Source organism: Escherichia sp. TW09308, from assembly GCF_000208565.1.
Lineage (GTDB): Bacteria > Pseudomonadota > Gammaproteobacteria > Enterobacterales > Enterobacteriaceae > Escherichia > Escherichia marmotae.
Genome location: NZ_AEME01000001.1, coordinates 1 through 21,919 on the forward strand (window position 1 = coordinate 1; position 21,919 = coordinate 21,919).

Annotated in this window: 23 protein-coding genes and 1 pseudogene; 19 read left to right on the top strand and 5 right to left on the bottom strand. The window is 47.3% G+C overall.

All coding sequences use genetic code 11. The features are described 5' to 3' along the window. From ESM_RS0100005 to ESM_RS0100085, 17 genes are all read left to right on the top strand, one after another. Window positions 1–393, top strand: a 393-nt coding sequence (locus ESM_RS0100005; protein ID WP_010375556.1) for a lysis protein, incomplete at its 5' end; no start/stop codon positions are given. Window positions 394–918: 525 nt separating this feature from the next. Further along, window positions 919–1,107: a hypothetical protein gene (locus ESM_RS1000000128220; protein WP_136766902.1), complete on the top strand. Its 189-nt coding sequence runs from the start codon at window positions 919–921 to the stop codon at window positions 1,105–1,107. A gap of 76 nt (window positions 1,108–1,183) precedes the next feature. Next, window positions 1,184–1,564, top strand: a complete 381-nt coding sequence (locus ESM_RS0100015; protein WP_001014346.1) for a Gp49 family protein — start codon at window positions 1,184–1,186, stop codon at window positions 1,562–1,564. A 103-nt stretch (window positions 1,565–1,667) separates the two neighbouring features. Then, window positions 1,668–1,910, top strand: coding sequence for a DUF2560 family protein (locus tag ESM_RS0100020; protein ID WP_000807795.1), 243 nt, complete (start codon window positions 1,668–1,670; stop codon window positions 1,908–1,910). 79 nt (window positions 1,911–1,989) lie between these two features. Further along, window positions 1,990–2,415, top strand: coding sequence for a hypothetical protein (locus ESM_RS0100025; protein WP_000179916.1), 426 nt, complete (start codon window positions 1,990–1,992; stop codon window positions 2,413–2,415). Next, complete coding sequence (locus tag ESM_RS0100030) at window positions 2,412–3,827, top strand: PBSX family phage terminase large subunit (protein ID WP_000200766.1); 1,416 nt, start codon at window positions 2,412–2,414, stop codon at window positions 3,825–3,827. The genes ESM_RS0100025 and ESM_RS0100030 overlap by 4 nt, the downstream gene beginning before the upstream one ends. 1 nt (window position 3,828) lies before the next feature. Next, on the top strand, window positions 3,829–6,027 hold the full coding sequence (locus ESM_RS0100035; protein WP_000818373.1) for a portal protein: 2,199 nt from the start codon (window positions 3,829–3,831) through the stop codon (window positions 6,025–6,027). 90 nt (window positions 6,028–6,117) lie between these two features. Further along, window positions 6,118–7,011: a scaffold protein gene (locus tag ESM_RS0100040; protein ID WP_000372585.1), complete on the top strand. Its 894-nt coding sequence runs from the start codon at window positions 6,118–6,120 to the stop codon at window positions 7,009–7,011. An 18-nt stretch (window positions 7,012–7,029) separates the two neighbouring features. Continuing rightward, complete coding sequence (locus tag ESM_RS0100045) at window positions 7,030–8,283, top strand: P22 phage major capsid protein family protein (protein ID WP_000013265.1); 1,254 nt, start codon at window positions 7,030–7,032, stop codon at window positions 8,281–8,283. 41 nt (window positions 8,284–8,324) lie between these two features. Continuing rightward, a complete protein-coding gene (locus ESM_RS0100050) occupies window positions 8,325–8,513 on the top strand; it encodes a hypothetical protein (protein WP_024257646.1) in 189 nt (62 codons plus the stop codon). Continuing rightward, window positions 8,494–8,955: a packaged DNA stabilization gp4 family protein gene (locus ESM_RS0100055; protein WP_001140510.1), complete on the top strand. Its 462-nt coding sequence runs from the start codon at window positions 8,494–8,496 to the stop codon at window positions 8,953–8,955. Before ESM_RS0100050 ends, ESM_RS0100055 begins: the two co-directional genes overlap by 20 nt. A gap of 9 nt (window positions 8,956–8,964) precedes the next feature. Next, window positions 8,965–10,383: a packaged DNA stabilization protein gp10 gene (locus tag ESM_RS0100060; protein ID WP_001122391.1), complete on the top strand. Its 1,419-nt coding sequence runs from the start codon at window positions 8,965–8,967 to the stop codon at window positions 10,381–10,383. Beyond that, the gene (locus tag ESM_RS0100065; RefSeq protein WP_000785515.1) at window positions 10,383–11,084 is read left to right on the top strand and encodes a hypothetical protein; all 702 of its coding nucleotides are present in this window, start codon (window positions 10,383–10,385) and stop codon (window positions 11,082–11,084) included. The genes ESM_RS0100060 and ESM_RS0100065 overlap by 1 nt, the downstream gene beginning before the upstream one ends. Continuing rightward, the gene (locus ESM_RS0100070; RefSeq protein ID WP_000627628.1) at window positions 11,084–11,539 is read left to right on the top strand and encodes a DUF2824 family protein; all 456 of its coding nucleotides are present in this window, start codon (window positions 11,084–11,086) and stop codon (window positions 11,537–11,539) included. Before ESM_RS0100065 ends, ESM_RS0100070 begins: the two co-directional genes overlap by 1 nt. Before the next feature lie 2 nt (window positions 11,540–11,541). Next, window positions 11,542–12,234 carry a DNA transfer protein gene (locus ESM_RS0100075; RefSeq protein ID WP_000964875.1) on the top strand — a complete coding sequence of 231 codons (693 nt, stop codon included), beginning with the start codon at window positions 11,542–11,544 and terminating at the stop codon, window positions 12,232–12,234. Between the two features lie 9 nt (window positions 12,235–12,243). Continuing rightward, window positions 12,244–13,650, top strand: a complete 1,407-nt coding sequence (locus tag ESM_RS0100080) for a phage DNA ejection protein (RefSeq protein ID WP_000246932.1) — start codon at window positions 12,244–12,246, stop codon at window positions 13,648–13,650. Continuing rightward, the gene (locus tag ESM_RS0100085; RefSeq protein WP_010375579.1) at window positions 13,650–15,494 is read left to right on the top strand and encodes a hypothetical protein; all 1,845 of its coding nucleotides are present in this window, start codon (window positions 13,650–13,652) and stop codon (window positions 15,492–15,494) included. Before ESM_RS0100080 ends, ESM_RS0100085 begins: the two co-directional genes overlap by 1 nt. A gap of 14 nt (window positions 15,495–15,508) precedes the next feature. Here ESM_RS0100085 and ESM_RS0100090 read toward each other — a convergent pair whose 3' ends face one another. After that, on the bottom strand, window positions 15,509–15,994 hold the full coding sequence (locus tag ESM_RS0100090) for a hypothetical protein (protein ID WP_000749291.1): 486 nt from the start codon (window positions 15,992–15,994) through the stop codon (window positions 15,509–15,511). Between the two features lie 70 nt (window positions 15,995–16,064). Beyond that, entirely contained in the window at window positions 16,065–16,331 is a 267-nt protein-coding gene (locus tag ESM_RS0100095) for an Arc family DNA-binding protein (protein ID WP_000287054.1), read from the bottom strand. A gap of 132 nt (window positions 16,332–16,463) precedes the next feature. Between ESM_RS0100095 and ESM_RS1000000125850 the strand changes: the two genes are divergently transcribed. After that, window positions 16,464–18,509 (top strand): phage tailspike protein, encoded by a 2,046-nt coding sequence (locus ESM_RS1000000125850; protein ID WP_000005464.1) that lies wholly within the window; start codon window positions 16,464–16,466, stop codon window positions 18,507–18,509. 36 nt (window positions 18,510–18,545) lie between these two features. On the opposite strand, the gene ESM_RS0100105 is transcribed toward ESM_RS1000000125850, so the two are convergent. The 3 genes from ESM_RS0100105 to ESM_RS0100115 are packed head-to-tail and all read right to left on the bottom strand — an operon-like array spanning window position 18,546 to window position 21,134. Further along, window positions 18,546–19,859: a hypothetical protein gene (locus tag ESM_RS0100105; protein ID WP_000840802.1), complete on the bottom strand. Its 1,314-nt coding sequence runs from the start codon at window positions 19,857–19,859 to the stop codon at window positions 18,546–18,548. A 1-nt stretch (window position 19,860) separates the two neighbouring features. Continuing rightward, a complete protein-coding gene (locus tag ESM_RS0100110) occupies window positions 19,861–20,775 on the bottom strand; it encodes a glycosyltransferase family 2 protein (RefSeq protein ID WP_000703652.1) in 915 nt (304 codons plus the stop codon). After that, window positions 20,772–21,134: a bactoprenol glucosyl transferase gene (locus ESM_RS0100115; protein ID WP_000915540.1), complete on the bottom strand. Its 363-nt coding sequence runs from the start codon at window positions 21,132–21,134 to the stop codon at window positions 20,772–20,774. Before ESM_RS0100115 ends, ESM_RS0100110 begins: the two co-directional genes overlap by 4 nt. 204 nt (window positions 21,135–21,338) lie before the next feature. Between ESM_RS0100115 and ESM_RS1000000129570 the strand changes: the two are divergent. Next, a pseudogene (locus ESM_RS1000000129570) lies at window positions 21,339–21,590 on the top strand (S24 family peptidase); the annotation flags it as partial. Window positions 21,591–21,919: the final 329 nt, after the last annotated feature.

A 21,919-nucleotide genomic window follows, 5' to 3' on the forward strand; every position in this document is an offset into this window, starting at 1 on the left:
ATCGTCTGTCTGTCATGGGCGGTTAATCATTACCGTGATAACGCCACCGCCTACAAAGACCAGCGCGATAAAGCCACATCCATCATCGCTGATATGCAGAAGCGTCAACGTGATGTAGCAGAACTCGACGCCAGATACACAAAGGAGCTTGCTGATGCTAACGCGACTATCGAAAGTCTCCGTGCTGATGTTTCTGCTGGTCGTAAGCGCCTGCAAGTCGCCGCCACCTGTGCAAAGTCAACGACCGGAGCCGGCGGCATGGGCGATGGAGAAAGCCCAGGACTTACAGCAGATGCTGAACTCAATTATTACCGTCTCCGAAGTGGAATCGACAAGATAACCGCGCAGGTTAACTACCTGCAGGAATACATCAGGACGCAATGCCTGAAATGATCGGGCGATGAAAACCAAAAAAAACAGGAGCAATACATGACTAAGCTTTATCACCGCATCTCAACTTTTCTCTCTGGTTGCTGGGCGTTTATCACGTCTATTTCGTTCGCCATCTTTAGTTTCGGTAGCACAGCGTGCTCGCTTAGTCGGGGTCTGTGGCGTGCTATTTCAGCACTAGCGCCGAAATTTTTACCTGAAAAGGCTGTTTGGCGAATTGTAGAGCGAATGTGTAGTGAGAGCGTTCGCGAGAAGATTAACGTATTTGGACGTCATCCTCGAAATACAGGCGCATTGTGCAGTCCGTTACTGTAGTCATTACAAAGCCCATCTACGGGTGGGCTTGATAATGAAACCGGAATTTATTCTGGGTAACCAGTTACGGCAGTACAGCGATACAACCCAAGCCAGTAAGTGGGGAAATAACACTGGCAGCCACTGAAAGATGAACCTCCTGCCTTATGGCAAAAAAGATTCTTTGTGGTGGCGGACTGATGGAAAGACATCCGCTGAATCGATAACGAACAAGTGGAAGATGTTGCGATGGTTTCCGTAAACAAAGACCAGAAGGAAGGCGTTGAATACATCACTGGTGCTGATGGTGTGAAAAGGCCAATGGCTTATTACAAAGCGGCTGAAGAGAGGGCAAGAATGGAAAATATCCCTAAATGCGGCTCATTTTTCGACATGCTGAACCTTCAGCAATGGAAGTTGTGAACAACTAACAGGTCGCTCAGGCGGCCTTTTTATCGCCATCACAAAAACATCTTTAACAACCAACAAGGTCATAATTATGAACGGCCAGCAAATCGAAAAAGAAATCGTTGAGAAAGGCAAAACAGCCCCGCGAATCACTCCTCAGCACATCGAAGACGTGATTAAAAGCGAGCATTACTTTACTGCTTATGATGGACGTAATGGTGCCATTTCCAGCAACGAATATTGTGGCAGGGAAAAACCAGAAGAAGACGATCGTGATTTATCACCATTGAAGTTGCTCACTTTCTGCGTACTGGTGCTGAAGAATGGCTTCACCGTCACCGGAGAGAGTGCCTGTGCAAGCCCTGAAAACTTTGATGCAGAAATTGGTCGGAAGATTGCCCGGCAAAATGCTGTAAACAAAATCTGGATGCTCGAAGGTTACTTGCTGAAGCAGAAGATAAGCGAACAGTAGTTATTACAAAAGCCATTCCCTACAGAGTGGCTTTGATAATGGCTTATACCCTGCACGGGATAACTTAACTGATATCCCTTTTAACGGATAAACGTAGCCAATAATGGCAGAGATTATTCCCATGACTGAAGAACAGAAATTCCAGCTAGAGATTTACAAACTGGTAATGAACCAGAACGCAGCCGCAGAAGAAGCATTTCAATTCATTGGCACTGACGAGCTGAAGCTTGAGCTATTTAAAATTCACTTCCAGTCAGGCGGCGCTAATTCAGATGTCACGACCCGCACTATCGAAGCGGTGCGTAAATCGAAGGAAGCGTTAGACCTGTTCACTACCGGAGCATAAACATGGCAACTCAAGGTTTCGACAACCCATCCAAATTCCGCGATGAATGGGATAAGCAAGCAGAAGGGAAATAATCAATATGGCGACTGAGAAAAAGAATGTCGGTCGCCCTTCGGATTACCTGCCGGAGGTGGCTGATGATATCTGTGCGCTGCTTGCCTCCGGGGGAAGTCTGGTTAAGGTTTGCAAGCGCCCCGGCATGCCAGCAAAGGCTACTGTATTTCGCTGGCTGTCAGAGCATGACGAATTTAGAGACAAGTACGCGAAGGCAACTGAGGCACGAGCTGATTCTATTTTCGAAGAGATATTCGAAATTGCTGACAATGCGATTCCAGATGCTGCTGAGGTGGCAAAGGCAAGACTTCGCGTTGATACCCGCAAATGGGCGCTGGCCCGAATGAATCCCCGTAAGTATGGCGACAAGGTAACTAACGAGCTTGTCGGCAAAGACGGCGGCGCAATCCAGATTGAAACATCACCGATGAGCACTCTATTCGGAAAATGACCTCGATTAATCCTATCTTTGAACCGTTCATTGAGGCGCATCGCTACAAAGTCGCCAAAGGCGGTCGAGGTAGCGGTAAGTCATGGGCAATTGCGAGGCTGCTTGTTGAAGCGGCGCGTCGGCAGCCTGTGCGTATTCTCTGCGCTCGTGAACTGCAAAACAGTATCAGCGATTCGGTAATCCGGTTGCTTGAAGACACCATAGAGCGGGAAGGGTATTCGGCTGAGTTTGAAATTCAGCGTTCAATGATCCGTCATCTCGGAACGAATGCTGAATTCATGTTCTACGGCATAAAAAACAACCCGACGAAGATTAAATCGCTAGAAGGCATTGATATCTGCTGGGTTGAAGAAGCGGAAGCGGTAACGAAGGAATCGTGGGATATCCTGATTCCAACCATCCGTAAGCCGTTCTCTGAAATATGGGTAAGCTTCAACCCGAAAAACATACTCGACGATACCTATCAGCGGTTCGTCGTAAATCCTCCCGATGATATTTGCCTGCTGACGGTGAACTACACCGACAACCCGCACTTTCCTGAAGTTCTCCGTCTGGAGATGGAAGAGTGTAAGCGCAGAAACCCGACACTGTATCGTCACATCTGGCTTGGTGAGCCAGTAAGCGCAAGTGATATGGCAATCATCAAACGTGAATGGCTTGAAGCCGCAACCGATGCGCACAAGAAACTCGGATGGAAAGCGAAAGGCGCTGTTGTCTCTGCGCATGACCCATCAGATACAGGGCCAGATGCTAAAGGTTATGCATCGCGTCACGGTTCGGTAGTTAAGCGCATTGCCGAAGGTCTGCTGATGGACATCAACGAGGGTGCTGACTGGGCTACTTCGCTGGCGATTGAAGACGGTGCTGACCACTACTTGTGGGATGGTGATGGTGTCGGTGCAGGGCTACGCAGACAGACAACGGAAGCATTCTCCGGCAAGAAAATTACCGCCACGATGTTCAAGGGCAGCGAATCGCCATTCGATGAAGATGCGCCTTATCAGGCCGGAGCATGGGCTGATGAAGTCGTGCAGGGAGACAACGTTCGCACTATTGGCGATGTTTTCCGCAATAAGCGAGCGCAATTCTATTACGCACTGGCTGACAGGCTGTATCTGACATATCGTGCGGTTGTTCACGGTGAGTATGCAGACCCAGACGACATGCTGAGTTTCGACAAAGAAGCGATAGGCGAGAAGATGCTGGAGAAGCTGTTTGCAGAACTGACGCAGATTCAGCGCAAATTCAATAATAACGGGAAGCTGGAGCTTATGACTAAGGTCGAAATGAAGCAGAAGCTCGGTATTCCATCTCCTAACCTGGCTGATGCGCTGATGATGTGTATGCATTGCCCGGAGTCGGCTGCGCAACCCGACTATTCCAGTTACTCAATTCCTTGTGGTGTAGGTTGATATGGCAGAAAAAAAGATGACTGACTGGCATCGCAAGGTGCTGTGCAACTTTGATAATGCCTGGTCAGCAACGCAGGATATGCGTGAGCAGATTATTGAGGCTCAACGTTTCGTCCGGGTATCCGGCGCACAGTGGGAAGGCAGCACAAACGCTGGTTACTCATTTGATGAAGGCAGGTTTGAGCATTACCCGCGCTTTGAACTGAATAAGATTTCCCGTGAATGTGATCGCATCATTGGCGAGTATCGACAGAATCGCATCAGCGTTAAATTCAGACCGAAGGACGATAAGGCATCGGAAGCGTTAGCCGAAAAGATGAACGGCAAATTCCGCGCTGACTATCAGGAAACATCCGGTGGCGAAGCGTGTGATAACGCATTTGATGATGCTGTAACGGGCGGATTCGGTTGTTTCCGCATGTGTGCTGATTACGAGGATGAAATGGATCCGAGTAACGAGCAGCGACGCATCAGCCTTCTTCCTGTTTACGACCCAGCGACATGCGTCTTCTTCGATCAGGACAGCAAGCAATATGACCGCTCTGATGCTATGTGGGCTATGGAAATGTTCTCCATGACGCCTAAAGCGTTCGAGGCTGAATACCCTGATTCCATTGCGGCAAGCCTTTCTCGTGATGACACTGGTACTCAGTATGACTGGTCAACGCCCGATGCCATCTATGTTGGACGCTACTACGAAGTTCGCATAGAGAAGGTGAAGCTCACGGCGTGGCGCAATCCTGTCAGCGGAGAAACAGCAATCTATGATGAAGAGCAAATCAAAGATATTGTCGACGAGCTAACCGATGGCGCATTCGAACTGATTGGTGAGCGGACAGTGAAGAAACGCCGCGTTTATTGCGGTCTTCTGTCTGGCGCTGAATGGCTGGAAGAACCGAAGCGTATTCCGGGTGAACATATTCCTCTCATCCCGGTATATGGGCGTCGTTCATTTGTTGATAATCAGGAGCGAATCGAAGGCCACGCAGCAAAAGCGATGGATGCACAGCGTCTTGAGAACCTGATGGTTTCCATGATTGCAGATAACGCTACTCAGGCTGGCGGTGATGGCATTCCTATCGTGGATGTTGATTTCATTCCCGGTCCATTAATGAATCACTGGGCAGAGAGGAATAAGAAAAGACCTGCAGTTCTTCCCATGACCAGCAAGAAGGACAAAAACGGAACGGTCATTTCAGAGGCTCAGGTTGCTGGCTGGACACCTCCGACACAAATGCCTCCTGCTCTTGCCGGGCTATTGCAGTACACCGGAACGGCTATTCAGCAAATTACAGGTGCGTCGCAGCTTGAGAACATGCCGAGCAACGTCGCCACCGATACCGTTGATAGCATTTTTAACCGGATGGACACGCAGTCCTATATCTACATGGACAACATGGCTAAATCCATGCGCCGCGCTGGCGTTGTGTGGCTTTCTATGGCGCGTGAGGTCTATGGCAGTGATACGCCGATGCGTATCGTTAATGAGGACGGCAGCGATGACGTGGCGCTGATGACTGGTGAAGTGATTGACCGTCAGACAGGGCAGGTTATCGCGCTTAATGACCTTTCGCAGGGCAACTATGAAGTGACTGTCGATGTCGGTCAGTCGTTCGCTACTCGCCGTGATGCAACGGTTAAGTCGTTACTTTCCATGCTGGCACTTATCCCGCCAGGAACGCCGAAGCATGACCTTGTATCGTCGATGATTCTCGACAATATGGACGGCGAAGGGATGGACGACCTGAAAGAATACAACCGCAATCAGTTGCTTCTGTCTGGCGTTATCAAGCCGAGAACGCCTGAAGAACAGCAAATGGTTGAGCAGGCGAAACAACAACAGGCCAGTCAGCCAGATCCGGCTATGGTTGCTGCGCAAGGTCAGCTTCTTGCTGGTCAGGCTGAATTGCAGAAAGCGCAGAACGAGCAGGCAGCCATTCAGGTTAAAGCATTCCAGGCACAGACTGATGCTCAGGTTGCAGCGGCAAATGTTGTGAAAATCCTCGCATCTGCTGATAGCCAGCAGAAATCTGATATCCGCGAGGCTCTGAAACTGCTCGGACAGTTCCAGCAACAGCAAGGAGACAATGCCCGTGCTGATGCAGAGCTTGTCCTGAAAAGTCAGGCACAGGGCCATGCGCAGCGCATGGACATCAGCAGCATCCTGCAAAAATCAACTCAGCAACAACCACAGCAGTAATTAACCCATAACGTGCAATGGCTGTCTTTATGAGGCCTGGCACCCTATTGCCTTCCGATGGGCTGAACATCGAGTAAACAGGGGTAACAAATGGACCAGATGGCAGAAAACACACCAGAAGTTGAAATCGAAACCGACGCGTCAGAGCAGATTCCTGATGATGTCGAACTGGCTGAAGAAGTCGAAACAGAAGATGGCAGTGAGTCATCCGGCAATGATGTAGAGGAAGCTACTGAAACTGATGACGACGAATCAGAACAGGAATTCTACTTTGGTGACGAAAAGCTGGATTCGCCAACCAGCGAAGATGGCGCAGAGCATGGACTGGTAAAACACCTGCGCAAGACGATTAAAGAGAAAGACCGTGAGCTGAAAGAGCTGATGCGTCAGTCTCAGAAACCCGTCGAGCAGCAGCCGGTAATCACTCAACCACCGCGAATGCCAAAACTGGATGATGAGGACATCGGTTTCGATGAAGAAATCTACCAGCAACGCATGGCTAAGTGGGCAGAGGATAACGGCAAGTACCAGCAACAGGAGATGGCTCGCAAGCAGAAGGAGCAGGAGCTTCAGGCTGCCTATCAAGAGCGATTATCCAAATATCAGCAACGTGTTAAGGCTCTCAAAGTTCCTGGCTATCAGGAAGCTGAGCAGGCCGTACTCGAGGAAATCCCCATCGAGACACAAAACGCGATCTTGTTTGAGTCAGAGAAGCCGGAAATCGTTGTTCTGGCACTCGGTCGCAACGCTGAACTGCGCAAGCAACTGGCAGAAGCTACCAACCCCGTAGCAATTGGTCGTCTGCTGGAACGTATCGAATCGAAGGCCAGAATCATGCCAAAAGCAAAAACCACGGCAGCCACAACCCCGACAGTTAAGGGGAGCAACGGCGCAGTAATCAACAACCTCGACAAACTGAAAGCCAAGGCGCTGGAAACTGGTGACTGGACGCCGTATTTCGCCGCTAAAAAGGCAAAAAAATAACCTATCGGAGCATTAAGCATGGCTAACCAATTAGCAAAAGACCTTGAAATCATGTTCGAAAACTACGTTGAAGGCTTTGAGGCCGCCTGCGTAGTTTCCCGTAACGCTAAAAAATTCCGTCCCGGTGATACAGCAATGCAGCGAGCAGGTGATGTTCTGTATCGTCCGCAGCATTACCACATGAACATTGAGGAAGGCCTAGACCTCAGCGGCAAAACGCCAACAGCACTGGTTCAGCGCCTTGTTCCTTCTGTGTTCAAGGAGCCGAAAAACATTCTGTACACTCTGGATGCGCGTGAAATGCGTGACCCGGAACATAAAACTGAAGCTGGTCGCGCCGCAGGTATGCGCCTTGCTGCACAGATTGACTCTGACCTGATTTCCATGGTCACGCAGCGTGCTACTAACGTGATCACAATGGCTGACTCAACCACTGGTTCACAGGGCCGTGATTTGTGGAACTGTGCGGCAGGTATTGATGCCACCATGACGGCGATTGGTGTACCACAGGGTATCAACCGCCGCTCTTTCTGGAACCCCTTCAACTACAAAGACCTTGCTGGCGAGCTTGGTCACCGTGCCTATGCTCAGGGCGCAACCCTGACAGCATACGAAAAAGCGCAGATCCCTCCGGTTGCGTCCTTCGATAGCTACAAGACCGATATTTCCGGTCGTGTTCCGAAGGGTACAGCAACTTCCATTACGCTGGCAGCAGCACCTGCGCACAAGGTTGAAGCGAAAGATGCTAACGATATGCCAGTGGATAACCGACAGGGGACCATTACGGTATCTGCTGAAGGTTTGCAGGTTGGCGATGCGTTCACCATTGCAGGCGTGAATTCTGTACACCAGATTACCAAAGATACCACCGGGCAGCCGCAGGTATTCCGCGTTCTGGCAGTAAGCGGAACGACAGTGACTATCTCCCCGAAAATTCTGCCGCCTGACAACGCAGATGTCGCCAGCCGTCCATATGCAAACGTTGATGCTAACGCGGCAAATGGTGCAGCAATCACCATTCTCAACAAAAATGCCGCACCGGCTAACCTGTTCTGGGCTGATGGTTCTGTTGAGCTGATGTACGGCAAACTGGCGTTCCCGACTGGTCAGGGTCCACAGGTAATGACAGCAACCACCGAGCAGGGCGCTACGCTGATCATGTCTTACTCCTTCGACCACATCAAAGGCGTAACCACTGCTCGTTTCACCACTCTTTACGGTTGCTCTGTACTTGTTCCTGAATATACGGGCATCGTTATTGCCGGGCAGTAATTTTGGTGGGGCTTCGGCCCCATTTTTATTGGGAGAATACAATGGCACGAACAATGCTCTATAAGCCTGGCAACATGATCATCTGTGGTCAGTTTGCTGTCGATTACATCATTGTTGATGACGAAGAGGTTAAATCTCACCTGAAAAAAGGTTGGGTAAAAACTCCTGAAGAAACCGCAACGAAGCAAAAATTGGCTAAGGCGGAAGAAGATGGCGAAAACGAAGGGTGATCTCGTTCTAAAGGCTTTACGAAAAGCTGGGCTGTATTCCAATGCCACGTTGACAGATGCTGACCCTCAGGCAATTGAAGATGCCATTAATGACCTCGAAGACATGATGGCAGCATGGCAGGCTAAAGGTATCGAGCTTGGGTATCAGTTTGCTGATACAGAAAACGGCATCATGCCGTTACCGGACGATGATTCAGGTATCCCTGCATGGGCAAATGATGGCGTCGCTTTGAAACTCGCTGTGCAAGTGTGCATGGATAACGTCATTCAGCCGTCGGATGCTCTCCTGACCGCTGCTGACAGTGCATATCAGACAATCTGCATCGCTTTAACCAAAATACCACCACTTGAGCGGCGAAATGACATGCCTCGCGGTAGTGGTAACAAAAGCGCGTTTACGTGGAATCGGTTTTACATCGAGAAAGATGATCCGAGTACGTGAGGTGAATAAATGCCGATTCAGCAACTTCCGCTCATGAAAGGTGTCGGCAAAGACTTTCGAAACGCCGACTATATCGACTATCTGCCAGTGAATATGCTGGCTACACCCAAAGAAATACTCAACAGCAGCGGATATCTTCGCTCATTCCCGGGCATTGCCAAACGTTCTGATGTGAACGGAGTATCGCGAGGCGTCGAGTACAACATGGCTCAGAATGCTGTTTATCGTGTGTGTGGCGGCAAGCTCTACAAAGGCGAAAGCGAAGTCGGTGACGTCGCCGGAAGTGGTCGCGTATCAATGGCACATGGTCGGACATCTCAGGCTGTAGGCGTTAATGGTCAACTGGTCGAGTATCGTTATGATGGCACGGTTAAAACAGTCTCAAACTGGCCTACAGACAGCGGATTCACGCAGTATGAGTTAGGTTCAGTTCGCGACATTACGCGCTTGCGTGGGCGTTATGCGTGGTCAAAAGACGGCACTGATTCATGGTTCATCACTGATCTTGAAGACGAATCGCATCCTGACCGCTACAGCGCACAATATCGCGCAGAATCGCAGCCGGACGGCATCATCGGCATCGGCACATGGCGAGACTTCATCGTCTGCTTTGGTTCATCGACGATTGAATATTTCTCCCTGACTGGTGCAACCACCGTTGGTGCAGCTTTGTATGTCGCACAGCCATCACTGATGGTGCAAAAAGGCATCGCCGGGACTTACTGCAAAACGCCATTCGCTGATTCTTATGCGTTCATCAGCAATCCGGCAACAGGTGCTCCGTCTGTTTACATCATCGGATCCGGTCAGGTGTCACCAATCGCCAGCGCGAGCATTGAGAAAATTCTCCGCTCCTACACTGCTGATGAACTGGCTGATGGTGTGATGGAGTCTCTGCGATTTGATGCGCATGAGTTGCTGATTATCCACCTTCCGCGCCATGTTCTCGTGTACGACGCATCTTCAAGCGCCAATGGTCCGCAATGGTGTGTACTGAAAACAGGCCTGTATGACGATGTGTACCGCGCTATCGACTTCATTTACGAAGGCAATCAGATAACGTGCGGCGATAAGCTGGAGTCCGTGACCGGGAAATTGCAGTTCGATATCAGCAGCCAGTACGACAAGCAACAGGAACACCTGCTGTTTACTCCGTTGTTCAAAGCGGATAACGCCAGAGTGTTCGACCTTGAGGTTGAATCGTCAACTGGCGTTGCGCAGTACGCCGACCGCCTGTTCCTCTCTGCAACCACTGACGGCATAAATTACGGACGTGAGCAGATGATTGAACAGAATGAACCGTTCGTTTACGACAAACGTGTTTTGTGGAAGCGAGTCGGGCGCATCAGGAAAAATGTCGGCTTCAAATTGCGCGTTATCACGAAGTCACCTGTCACTCTGTCTGGCGCTCAGATAAGGATTGAGTAATGGCGGATTCGAATCTAAATGATCCGGTAATCATCCAGGCTACGCGGCTCGACACATCAGTCCTTCCACGCAATATCTTCTCGCAGTCATATCTGCTGTACGTTATCGCACAGGGTACTGATGTTGGTAACGTGGCGAACAAGGCCAACGAAGCAGGGCGGGGCGCTTATGACGCACAAGTCAGGAACGATGAGCAGGATGTGATTCTGGTCGGTCACGAAGAAAGAATTCGTCAGCTCCGCATTGAAGTAGATGACCATGAAATCCGTATTACTGCAAATACCAATGCAATCGCGTCGCTGGATGTCAGACTAACCACGGCTGAAGGTGAAATAGTCACCTTGCAGGCTGATGTCAGTGCTCTTGATGGTAGAGTGACGGAGGCTGAAGGAAATATTTCTGCATTGCAGGACGATTACGTATCGAAAACAGCAACAGCAACACAATCGCTGGCATCCCCCCTCAACGTAACAACATCCTATTCGGTCGGCGGCACCAAGGTTATTGGTGCTCGTCAGACAGGGTGGACAGCGGCTACAGGTACGGCTCTTCGCGGCTCATTCAACGCTAACCAGACATACACGGTAAGTGCCACATACACACGGTCTGAGGTGTCGGCTATGGCTACAGGATTGCAGCAGGCGCGGCAGCGTATCAAAGCTCTGGAAGATGCATTACGGACTCATGGGTTGATTGACTGATGATTACATTCAAACCAACGCGAAACATCGACCTGATAGAAGCAGTAGGAAATCACCCTGACATTATCGCCGGGAGCAACAACGGTGATGGATACGACTACAAACCTGATTGCCGTTACTTTGAGGTGAACGTGCACGGGCAGTTCGGCGGCATTGTTTACTATCAGGAGATTCAGCCGCTGACATTCGATTGCCACGCCATGTACCTGCCAGAGATTCGCGGCTTCAGCAAGGAAATCGGGCTGGCGTTCTGGCGATACATTCTGACTAACACCACCGTTCAGTGCGTCACATCGTTCGCCGCACGCAAATTCCGCCACGGGCAGATTTACTGCGCAATGATTGGCCTTAAGCGTGTAGGAACCATCAAGAAATACTTCAAAGGCGTGGATGACGTGACGTTTTACAGCGCAACACGCGAAGAACTAATCGACTTCCTTAATCACGGGAGATAGCCATGTTATATGCATTTAAGCTGGGCAGAAAACTGCGCGGCGAGGAACCTTATTGCCCTGAAAAAGGCGGGAAAGGTGGCAGTTCTGATAAAAGCGCAAAGTATGCAGCAGAAGCTCAGAAGTATGCCGCAGACCTGCAAAATCAGCAGTGGCAGACGATCATGAAAAACCTTGCTCCGTTCACGCCGCTTGCGGAGCAGTATGTTAACCAGCTTCAGAATCTTTCCAGTTTAGAAGGACAGGGGAAGGCACTTAACCAGTACTACAACTCTCAGCAGTACAAAGATCTTGCTGGTCAGGCTCGTTACCAGAGTCTTGCTGCTGCGGAGGCGACGGGTGGACTTGGTTCGACAGCCACAAGCAATCAACTGGCTACGATCGCGCCGACTCTCGGTCAGTCTTGGTTATCAAACCAGATGAGCAATTACAACAATCTGGCAAACGTTGGGCTTGGTGCGCTGCAAGGTCAGGCAAACGCCGGGCAGACGTACGCCAACAACATGAGCAGCATTGCACAGCAAAGCGCAGCTCTTGCCGCTGCTAATGCCAATAAACCATCAAGTCTTCAGACTGCAATTAGCGGTGGCACGTCTGGTGCGATTGCCGGTGCAGGTCTTGCCAGCCTTTTGGGAACATCAACACCTTGGGGCGCTGGCATTGGTGCTGGTATCGGATTGCTTGGCTCGTTGTTTTAAGGGGTAATCATGGCTACTTGGCAAGGATCAAATGGCGGATTGTTGGCTGGTATCGGCGGCGTCAACTCAAACGCTCCGAGCGTAAATGACATCGGCAATACGCTTCAGCTTATCAGGCAGAACAATGATATTGAGCGTTCAGGCGCTAACAATGTTGGGCTGACTGCTTTGCAAGGCCTTTCAGGTATTGCGGGGGTGTTTCAGCAGGAAAAGCAGGCTCAGCGGCAGAAAGAATTTCAGCAGGCATACGCTAATGCTTATGCGTCTGGTGATCGCGGTGCTTTGCGTCAGTTGGCCACTCAATATCCAGACCAGATTGAATCCGTTCGTAAAGGCATGGGATTCATTGATGAAGAGCAGCGTAATTCTATCGGCACCTTAGCGGCTGGCGCACGCCTTGCGTCATCGTCTCCAGAAGCAATGCAATCATGGCTGCAAAACAACGCCAATGAGCTGGCGCGCGTCGGTGTTGACCCTAATAACGTTGCTCAGATGTATCAGCAGAACCCTTCAGGATTTGGTGAGTTTGTTGATCACCTTGGGATGGCTGCGCTTGGTCCGATTGATTACTTCAATGTTCAGGACAAGATGGCTGGTCGTGAAATTGACCGAGGCAGGCTGGCAGAGACAATCCGCAGCAATCAGGCTGGTGAAGCACTTCAGGCGAGAGGGCAAAACCTTTCCTATCAGTCAGCAATGACTGGGCACAATATCGCAGCACAACGCTTGGCTCTGGATCAGCAAGAGTTCGGGTTTAAGATGCAGCAAGCGCAGGAAAAGGCTCAGCAGTTGATTAGCGAAGCACCTAAGCTGTCAGTAAACATGGAAAAAGGCATCGAGACGGCTGTAAACAATGCCACAGCATCATCAAACTCAGCCAATTCCATGAGTGCGCTTGCTCAACAGTTCAGAGCAGAAAAACCAACGACCGGTTTGTTCGGTAACGCACAGAACATGTTCGCAAAACTTACCGGAAGCGATACGACATTGCGTGATTTGCGCATTCGCCAAAATGCCCTTGTTAACAGTCAGGTTCTTAAATTCCTACCTCCCGGCCCAGCAACGGATAAAGACGTTGAGATCGTTCGACAGGGTGCGCCAACTGACATGGATAACCCTGAGACGGTCGCAAGATGGCTTGATGCAATGGCAAACCTTGAGCGACGAAACGCGCAGTTTAATGAGTTTAAAGCTGAGTGGATGAGCGCGAATGGCAACCCTGGACAATCGCGTAATGGCGGTCAGATATTGGGGTTGGATGTTAAAAAAGGTGAATCATTGGGGAGTGCCGTTAAGCGGTATATGTCAATGAATACTGACGCAGCGCCAGCACAAGATTCGACACCTTCAGGAGAACCACGGAATCAGGTTGGATCATATACCTCAAAATCAGGCATTCAATTTACGGTGGAATGATGAAAGTAACTGCAAACGGTAAGACATTTACCTTTCCTGATGGTACGAGCACCGAAGATATTGGCACCGCCATTGATGAGTATTTTGCTGGTCAGGCTGTTCAGCAACAAACAGTTAATCAGGCCAATAATGCACCAACACGGGAAGAACCATCATTGATGCAACAAGCTGGCGATTGGCTCACTGGTGGTCAAAGTGCAGGGCAAATTGCAGAACAGGCTGGTCGTGGTCTGGTAAACATACCATTTGACGTATTGCAGGGCGGCGCAAGTCTGATTAATGCAATCAGTCAGGGGCTTGGTGGACCCAAGGTTTTGGATGATGTTTATCGTCCAGTAGACAGACCGACAGACCCCTACGCGCAATCCGGTGAAACAATTGGTGGGTATTTAGTTCCAGGAGTTGGAACGGCAGGAAGCATGGCTATTGGATCACTGGCAGAGGCCGCAAATCAGAAAGGCGATTTCGCACAAAATGCAGCTAAAAATGCCGGAGTTAACCTTGCCGCTCAGGGTGTTCTTTCCGCAGCAGCAAAGGGAATAGGGCGTGGAATAACGGCTATAAAAGGTGATATTGCGCCAGAAGTGGCGAAGAAAATTGCCACATCAGAATCGATGGGCGTGACACCAATGACATCTGATGTTATCCCGCCGAAAAATGCTTTCACTCGCGGCCTAACTCAGGATGCCGAGGGGGCTTTGCTCGGGACAGGCTCAAAGCGAGCGGAGCAATATGCAACGCGTAGTAAGCTGGTAAGTAATTATTTTGACCGTTTTGGTGAGTACAACCCTGATGATGTGGTGAAATCTCTTACCACCACGTTAAGGGGGCGGAAGGATGCCGCTGGCGCTGTTATCAATGACGTCACCAATAAAATGGGTAATGCCGCAGTTGATACCACAAATACCATGAATGCTCTGAATACAGCGATCGCAAGACAGGAACGGCTTGGGACGTCTGCCAATCAAAGCCTGCTTACATCCTTGCGTAACCTACGTGAAGAATTAGCAAACCCTGCAACTGATTTGGATGTTACGTTTGATCTCTTGCGTCAGCACAGAACAGCATTTAGATCTAATGTTCAGGGAGATGCTATGGTCTTCCCCAACCAGGCAAAAGCAGCTACCAATATGGTAGAGAATGCAATGTCAAAAGACCTTCGTAACGCAGTTGCTAAAAACCTCGGTGCATCAGACGCAGCAAAATACCTTAAAGCAAATTCCGATTATGCAAACGTTTATAATAAGGTGCTTAATAAAAACATTGCCAACAAGCTCAACAAGGCAAGCAGTGAAGCCAGTCCTGAACTTATAAATACCGTTGTATTAAGCAGAAAACCATCTGACGTGAAACGAATCTGGAGCGCACTGGATGATAAGGGGAAAGATGCTATGCGTGCAGCTTACGTCAGCAAAATAGCGGAAAAGGCCGGGGACTCTCCAGCCAAGTTCATCACTGAAGTTAATAAGCTGAAATCTCAGTCAGGCGGTGAAATTTACAACACTATTTTTTCTGGAAAGCACATGAAAGAGCTTGATGCTCTTCATGAAGTTCTACAGCAAACAGCAAGGTCAGACACCGCAAATGTAGTAACTCAGACTGGGCAATCGCAAGCCAACAGGATAAGGACGATTGGCGCAACTGCGACCCTTGGCGTATCAATGGGGCTTGAGGCTGGTTTTGGTGCAATGATGCGCTTGTATGAGTCCAAAGCAGCAAGGAATGCTCTCTTACGTCTGGCAAACACTAAAACTGGAACGCCAGCTTATGAAAGAGCGCTAAATAATGCTGCAAATGCGATACGCCCTATACTTTCAAGCCAAATTACAGCAGAACAGCAATAAAAGATAAGATATAACTACCTGATATTACTGCTACTGTTGCATGTTACCGTGTTTCCAAATCCTGAATTGCAGTTTGTATATGTGTCAACGCGTGTTGGGTAAGGTTGAGTTATAACAGGCTGGCGCGCTTTTTGCTCGATCGCTTGCATTGTGTTTACAGCCTGATAATTCAATAAAGCCTGCTGGAATGCTTGGCTTTGTGCTATTTGTTGGGCTTGTTCTTGGCTTTGTAATTGAACATAAAGATTCTGAAGCTCAAGTCTTGCCTGTGCGTCACTTATCTTGCCTTCATCGACACCTTGCCCGAGCATCTTTGCAGCAAGGACATACAGCTTAGGTGTTGGTGCTGATGCCATGCGTGAGTCGTTCTTCACACTGGCATCAAGGCAATTAGCCATATCGCTAAGCTTTTGATAGCGTTGTTCGCAACTTGCTTGATAGTCACTTACTTTTGCGCATCCAACCAGCAGAAGCGGGATAATTAACAGTGATTTTTTCATATGGTTAACTCTCCTTAGTTTTTCACAGGATATCATGAAGGCAATGCCATTTTAGCCGGAAACTAGATTTCTATGTTTCCTTTTTATTATTGCTATACATGGTCTTAAGCGTATCAAAGACAATTTTCTTAACCATATCAGATTGTTGTTCTGCCATACGCTCTGCATCGTCAATGTAAACTGATGCAGAGCTTTGTTTAGCCAATGATTCTTCAATCGCTGCAATTATCTCTGAGTTCAGCGACCTGTTATTCATCTTCGCACGCTGCTTAATTTTCGCGTGGAGTTCATGCGGAAGTCTCAAGTGAAACTGCGCCTCGTCGTATTTGCTGTACATCCTTGATGCCTCACCAGTTGGGTGGAATGGCATCGTAACCTACTGGATAAACACTCAATAGTACCATTTTGGTATGTAATGAATCTCAATCATATCCACGCTGAGTCTATTACTTGCATTTGGAGCCCTTAAATGTCAGAGACGTCACAGTCAATTCTTGTAAATATGCCAATGAGTCTGTACACAGCATCGCGTTCATTCAAAGCTATTTCAAATGGTAAAATATATGTAGGTATTCCTGACACAGACCCTGTATATCCTGAAAATCAGGTTCCAGTATATATCGTTAATGAGAGTGGAAATAAGATACAGATTCCACAACCGATTGTTATAAACTCCGGTGGTCATCCTGTTTATAATGGTCAAATAATAAATAAAATAATTACAGATGAACAATATAGTCTTGCTGTTTACGACTCTTATGGTTCTCAGGAATATTATTTTGACAATGTGGTAAGGTATGATCCTGAAGCATTAATGCAATTATTGGCTGGCAAGGAAGGTTATTCGTACATAGGGGAGTTGCAATCAGCTGCTGACTTCTTTGGTCTTGTTAAAAACGACGGCGCTCGTGTAAAACTACGTAGTTGGTATGCTGGTTGGAGTGTAACTACATATGGAAAGCCAAAAGGTGGTGGTGAGTTTATCTTCCAGGCTAATGTTCCGAAAGCTAAGCATGACGGCTGCATATACTTCAGCCCGACCGTGCCTTACAGCACAAATCTTTCATCATATGTTACTGGTCAGGGTGAAACTGATCCTACCGGGAGTGGCGTGTGGGTGAGAGATATTGGTGATGCCACACATATTCATACTGATTGGGCTGGTATTGGAGATGGATCAACATCCACATCTTCATCCGCGCATAGTGATGCATTACAAAATGTCTTCAATGCAGCGGCAGCCTTAGGTAAACATGTTCAGCTTGGGTATGGGTTTATCCACTTAGAAAAAGCTGTGAGTATGCCAGCTTTTTTTGACAATACGTCAGCCATGCCGCGGATTGAAGGATACGGCATAAACAGCAGTTACTTTATATGCACCCCGTTGGGTACTGATACATATAACATCACGTGCATGTTGGATAGTTTTACCCAAACTTGGGGTATGAAAGACTTCCAGATTCGAGAGAAAGGCCTTACCAAAACTGGCTATTTAATGAAGTTGGGCCGCCTGACAGGGGCAGTAATTGAGCGTGTCAAATGGGCGGGGGGATACCAACAACTTCTTGCGCAAAGCGTACTGTCATGCACATGGATTGAGCCATGCTGGTTTAGTGGCTATCGTGGGGCGAAGTTTGAGGCAGGGGGAACGGTTGGTTCTGGTTATGCCAACCCTAACGCTAACAGATTCATTCGCCCACAGATTCTTACTATGGAAAACCAGGGTTTATGGATAGTTAACGCTACACAATTCCAAATTGATGGCGGTAGCATTGAAGGGTGTGGTTCTCCGGGGGACACTACATTCCGTGGGTTCTACGTGCAGGGTGGAGGTTCTGACGGCACCGTCGGGTTAGTAGTAGATGGGTTGTATGTGGAAACTGTTAGTGGATACCCGTTCTACATAACCCATAGCAACAACCGCTCTATCAAGCATGTTATTTCAAATAGTAACTTCAACAATAACGATACGCAGTATCCTGTTAGCCAAGTAATAGTTCTTGGTGGTAATTATAGTTACCCGTCAGGGGTAACTATGACTCTGGAGATGCGTGGTAATACCTGCCTTGGGGTTGGCTATACGGCAAGCGCATCGAGGCCAGATGTTAGTATAAGTGGATATTCCGCCAATGAGCAGGCTATTTTTATCGATTATGATAACTTATGGATCCCATCACAATCACCGGTTGTGGATGCTACTGTTAAATGGAAAAGCTCTCCTGACTTCGCTTTTGGTGTGAGCGTTGTTGGTGCGACTGGAGCAATGGGAAACAGGAGAAATATACTCAGTGTTACAAGGGGAGCGACTGGGGTTTATACAGTAAATGCAAATCATGATATAGCAAACGTGGCTGTAGAAATAACTACTGTAGGGGTACCAGGATACGGAATAATAGGTGGTTATCCTACCGCAAACTCATTCGTTGTAAGGATGTACAATACTGCAGGCGCTCCCACTGACATAGATTTCATAGCATTAGGAAAAGACTATAGAGCAAGATTTAACGCTACATAAAATCCCCCCCCAGGATAACTGTGGGGGGGGGGATGTTTACTTATAAATTCCTGATGCTACCTTATCCAATATAATTGATAGTACTATAAATATCATTAGGTCAAATGAAAAGTTCATTGCAAAAAGATGCTTGTCTAAATCTCTATATCCTTCGCCAATGAAGCTAATATAAAACTGAGAGATGCTAAAAGCAGATAATGTAAAGATTGCAACAGAATATTTTTTTCGGATAAAAATCAGTGATGCTATCATGGCTATAAATGCAACAGGAATCCTCACAGTTGATAGAGCAGAGTCTTTTATTTTTTGAACTTCATTCAAAAAAACACTCTTACTTATTATTAGCTTATTTTCCTTGAAGACATGGAAGTAATCTTCAGTTAATTGGGTTCGAACTCCAGAATCAAAAGGAAGAAGGAGGAACATGGAAGGTTGCTTTAGCATCAAAAGCAAAGAATCCTTCAATCCCCTTTCTTTATTTTTTGCGAAGCAGGCTCCAGCATCTTTTGTGGTAACAGCTCCCTTATCCAAATCAAATTTATTTCCCCATGCATCAACACCAATGCATTCGTCCACGGCCCACGATGGATTTTCTTTTCCATTGCTTTTATTGTATAGCAAAGTCCCGAAATAAAGGGAGTGATAGCTGTTATTTTTAGTTGCGCTTGGCGAGAAAAATGAAAATGACAATGCAATTATCGTCGCAATTACCATAGCTAAGTGAAATTTTTTATCTCTTATGTCAATAAATATTATTGAAATTAAAGAAATTAAAATGGGAATATAGAAGAACTGAGATTTTGATGTGGCGATTAGCGCTGCGCATGCAACTAGTAATACTTTATCAAACCTTGATATTTCTTTTTTAAGAATTATATAAGTAATTACCGGAAGTAAAGTGATTACTATTTGCTCCTGATAAAATGCTGTGAATTGTGAAAGTATGGAAGGAGTAAATAGCAATAATGCTGATACCGGAAATAAAAGATAAGAATATTTTTTATTGTTTATTTCTACAAATAGTTTATATAACGCACAAATATACACGATTTTGGAAAGAGATGACCATAACCTAAGATCAAATGTGTGTGTGAATATCGATATAACATAAGCGTATAAATAAAGAATATAACTAAATGAGCTTTTATACTCATAGTTCACAATTGAACTGAAATTTTCCTTCAGGGTATAAAGTAATGTGCCATCATGTGAGAACTGTCTGATCCCATTCATGAAAGGTGTTATGGCCCTATCGAAGTCGCCATTATTCATCATCCATATGTCAATTGACTCCTTGCACAGTAATGCACAAAAAATTGCAAGGAATACATACCTTATTCTTTCAGCCATTTTATTTCTCTTTTAACAAGTAGCGAGGTCTCTGTTTAACTTCGGTATAAATCCGGCCAATGTACTCGCCCAAAACTCCGATACCAATGAGCTGCACACCACCGAGAAAAAGTATTGATACCAGCAATGATGGATAACCGCGCACAGGATTCCCGAATGCAAGCGTATCAATGATCATCCAGGCACCGTACAGGAAAGCCAGGCCTGCAACGAACAGGCCAATGTACGTCCACATGCGTAACGGAAATGTTGAGAAGCTGGTAATCCCTTCAAGCGCCAGGTTCCAGAGCTTCCAGCCATTAAACTTAGTGCTGCCAGCAACACGCTCAGCGCGAGCATATTCAACAACATCTGTACTCCCACCAACCCAGCTCAATACTCCTTTCATGAACAGGTTGCGTTCAGGCATGAGTTTGATGTTTTCGACCACCTCGCGAGACATTAGCCTGAAATCTCCAACATTTTCCTCGATCTGCGGGTTGCTGATTTTGTTATGCAGCTTATAGAACCACTCGGCGGTTTTCCTCTTCAGTCTGCCATCAGTTGAGCGGTCAGATCGTTTAGCAAGCACCATGTCAGCACCTGCCTGCCACTTTTCAATAAGATGAGGAATAACCTCAATCGGGTCTTGCAGGTCAACATCAATAGGAATCACTGCATCACCAGTTGCATGCTCTAATCCTGCAAACAATGCTGGTTCTTTACCAAAGTTGCGTGTAAATGACAGCGGAACAACTAGCGGATCAGAAACAGCCAGAGCGTTAATGATTGACTCCGTAGCGTCTTTGCTGCCGTCATTTATGAAAACAATTTCAACTTCATGTGGCTTCAACTTTTCGAATTCACGTACCGTTTTATAAAAAATTGGTATCGCTTCTTCTTCATTGAAGACAGGAACCACAAGAGATATCTTCATTTCGCATCCCTAAAGACAATAAACTTTGAATAGACGAAACCGCACACCAGGCTGATGGCGGAGAAGGTGATAAGAGTGACAATTGGAGGAAGTGCGCATCTATCAGCGGCCCATCCAACAGTAGCACTCAGTGTTCCCATGAACCCGGCATATAACATGTAGCGCATCGTTGTAGTCGATGCTTTGAATGTGAATTTTGCATTCGCGAAGAAGCTAAAGCTCACAGCCACAACGAAACCTGCGAAGTTTGCCAGAGCCTGATTGGTATGCGCGACATAGATACATACACCAAAAACCACCCAGTGTATAAGTGTGTTCAGCACACCAATCGAGGTGTACTTTGCAAATAGCTTTAACATTTCTTCTATCAGCTAATAATCAAAGGCATGAAGTCTATCATCCAAGTCTCAATCGATCGATGACTTGCTGTGGTTGATGAGACAAAACTGATGCACACAAAGCTTTGCACTGGATTGCAAGGCTTTGTGCTATTCGATAGTTGTTAAGGTGGATCACTACGGCTTTTCATCAATCCAGTCCGCCCACCACTGCATCATTTCTCTGCGCTTAATGTAGCGGATGCCTCACTATCACATAGTGATGGTTCATTACTGCTTTGTAGAATGGATAGGGAACTGAGGATAAAAAGATATCCCAAAACCCCAAAATCTCATCTTTAGGATTTGCAGAAAGGGAGGCGTGAACAGATACCTGCGCATGAAGACGGAACTAGTCCAGATGTGATATTTGTGGTGATCACATACATCATCAACGATGCTCGTTATGGTGAGTTTGATGACTACCCGCTGAAGTGAAAATAGTGTTGTGTACCAAATTGCGTACCAAACTAAAATCACAAATCATGAAACCCTTGTTCATGGCGGTTCTCAGGGGTATTGCGCGTAATCGTGAAACAAAAAGGTAGATTGTTGCTTACCGTCATTCATCATTAGGTTAAATCCGTTATTTCTGCTGTATGCCAGAGTACCAAATATCACAACGCTAATCAGCTTTAGAGCGACAATTTGGCAGCGTGTGGAAACAGATAATGTCAGATTAAAATGAGATAAATGTCACATTTTCTTGCACTTTATTCCAGCCAGTTCATCAGGATTTCCGTAAAAAGAACAGCTATTTGAAACTC

What these genes read in the sequence shown, in the direction of transcription:
- ESM_RS0100050 (WP_024257646.1), top strand. Translation starts at nt 8,325, where the DNA reads ATGGCACGAACAATGCTCTATAAGCCTGGCAACATGATCATCTGTGGT.
- ESM_RS0100040 (WP_000372585.1), top strand. Translation starts at nt 6,118, where the DNA reads ATGGACCAGATGGCAGAAAACACACCAGAAGTTGAAATCGAAACCGAC.
- ESM_RS0100115 (WP_000915540.1), bottom strand. Translation starts at nt 21,134, where the DNA reads ATGTTAAAGCTATTTGCAAAGTACACCTCGATTGGTGTGCTGAACACA.
- ESM_RS0100110 (WP_000703652.1), bottom strand. Translation starts at nt 20,775, where the DNA reads ATGAAGATATCTCTTGTGGTTCCTGTCTTCAATGAAGAAGAAGCGATA.
- ESM_RS0100020 (WP_000807795.1), top strand. Translation starts at nt 1,668, where the DNA reads ATGGCAGAGATTATTCCCATGACTGAAGAACAGAAATTCCAGCTAGAG.
- ESM_RS0100075 (WP_000964875.1), top strand. Translation starts at nt 11,542, where the DNA reads ATGTTATATGCATTTAAGCTGGGCAGAAAACTGCGCGGCGAGGAACCT.
- ESM_RS0100015 (WP_001014346.1), top strand. Translation starts at nt 1,184, where the DNA reads ATGAACGGCCAGCAAATCGAAAAAGAAATCGTTGAGAAAGGCAAAACA.
- ESM_RS0100060 (WP_001122391.1), top strand. Translation starts at nt 8,965, where the DNA reads ATGCCGATTCAGCAACTTCCGCTCATGAAAGGTGTCGGCAAAGACTTT.
- ESM_RS0100065 (WP_000785515.1), top strand. Translation starts at nt 10,383, where the DNA reads ATGGCGGATTCGAATCTAAATGATCCGGTAATCATCCAGGCTACGCGG.
- ESM_RS0100030 (WP_000200766.1), top strand. Translation starts at nt 2,412, where the DNA reads ATGACCTCGATTAATCCTATCTTTGAACCGTTCATTGAGGCGCATCGC.
- ESM_RS1000000125850 (WP_000005464.1), top strand. Translation starts at nt 16,464, where the DNA reads ATGTCAGAGACGTCACAGTCAATTCTTGTAAATATGCCAATGAGTCTG.
- ESM_RS0100070 (WP_000627628.1), top strand. Translation starts at nt 11,084, where the DNA reads ATGATTACATTCAAACCAACGCGAAACATCGACCTGATAGAAGCAGTA.
- ESM_RS0100080 (WP_000246932.1), top strand. Translation starts at nt 12,244, where the DNA reads ATGGCTACTTGGCAAGGATCAAATGGCGGATTGTTGGCTGGTATCGGC.
- ESM_RS0100045 (WP_000013265.1), top strand. Translation starts at nt 7,030, where the DNA reads ATGGCTAACCAATTAGCAAAAGACCTTGAAATCATGTTCGAAAACTAC.
- ESM_RS0100090 (WP_000749291.1), bottom strand. Translation starts at nt 15,994, where the DNA reads ATGAAAAAATCACTGTTAATTATCCCGCTTCTGCTGGTTGGATGCGCA.
- ESM_RS0100035 (WP_000818373.1), top strand. Translation starts at nt 3,829, where the DNA reads ATGGCAGAAAAAAAGATGACTGACTGGCATCGCAAGGTGCTGTGCAAC.
- ESM_RS0100085 (WP_010375579.1), top strand. Translation starts at nt 13,650, where the DNA reads ATGAAAGTAACTGCAAACGGTAAGACATTTACCTTTCCTGATGGTACG.
- ESM_RS0100055 (WP_001140510.1), top strand. Translation starts at nt 8,494, where the DNA reads ATGGCGAAAACGAAGGGTGATCTCGTTCTAAAGGCTTTACGAAAAGCT.
- ESM_RS0100025 (WP_000179916.1), top strand. Translation starts at nt 1,990, where the DNA reads ATGGCGACTGAGAAAAAGAATGTCGGTCGCCCTTCGGATTACCTGCCG.
- ESM_RS0100095 (WP_000287054.1), bottom strand. Translation starts at nt 16,331, where the DNA reads ATGTACAGCAAATACGACGAGGCGCAGTTTCACTTGAGACTTCCGCAT.
- ESM_RS0100105 (WP_000840802.1), bottom strand. Translation starts at nt 19,859, where the DNA reads ATGGCTGAAAGAATAAGGTATGTATTCCTTGCAATTTTTTGTGCATTA.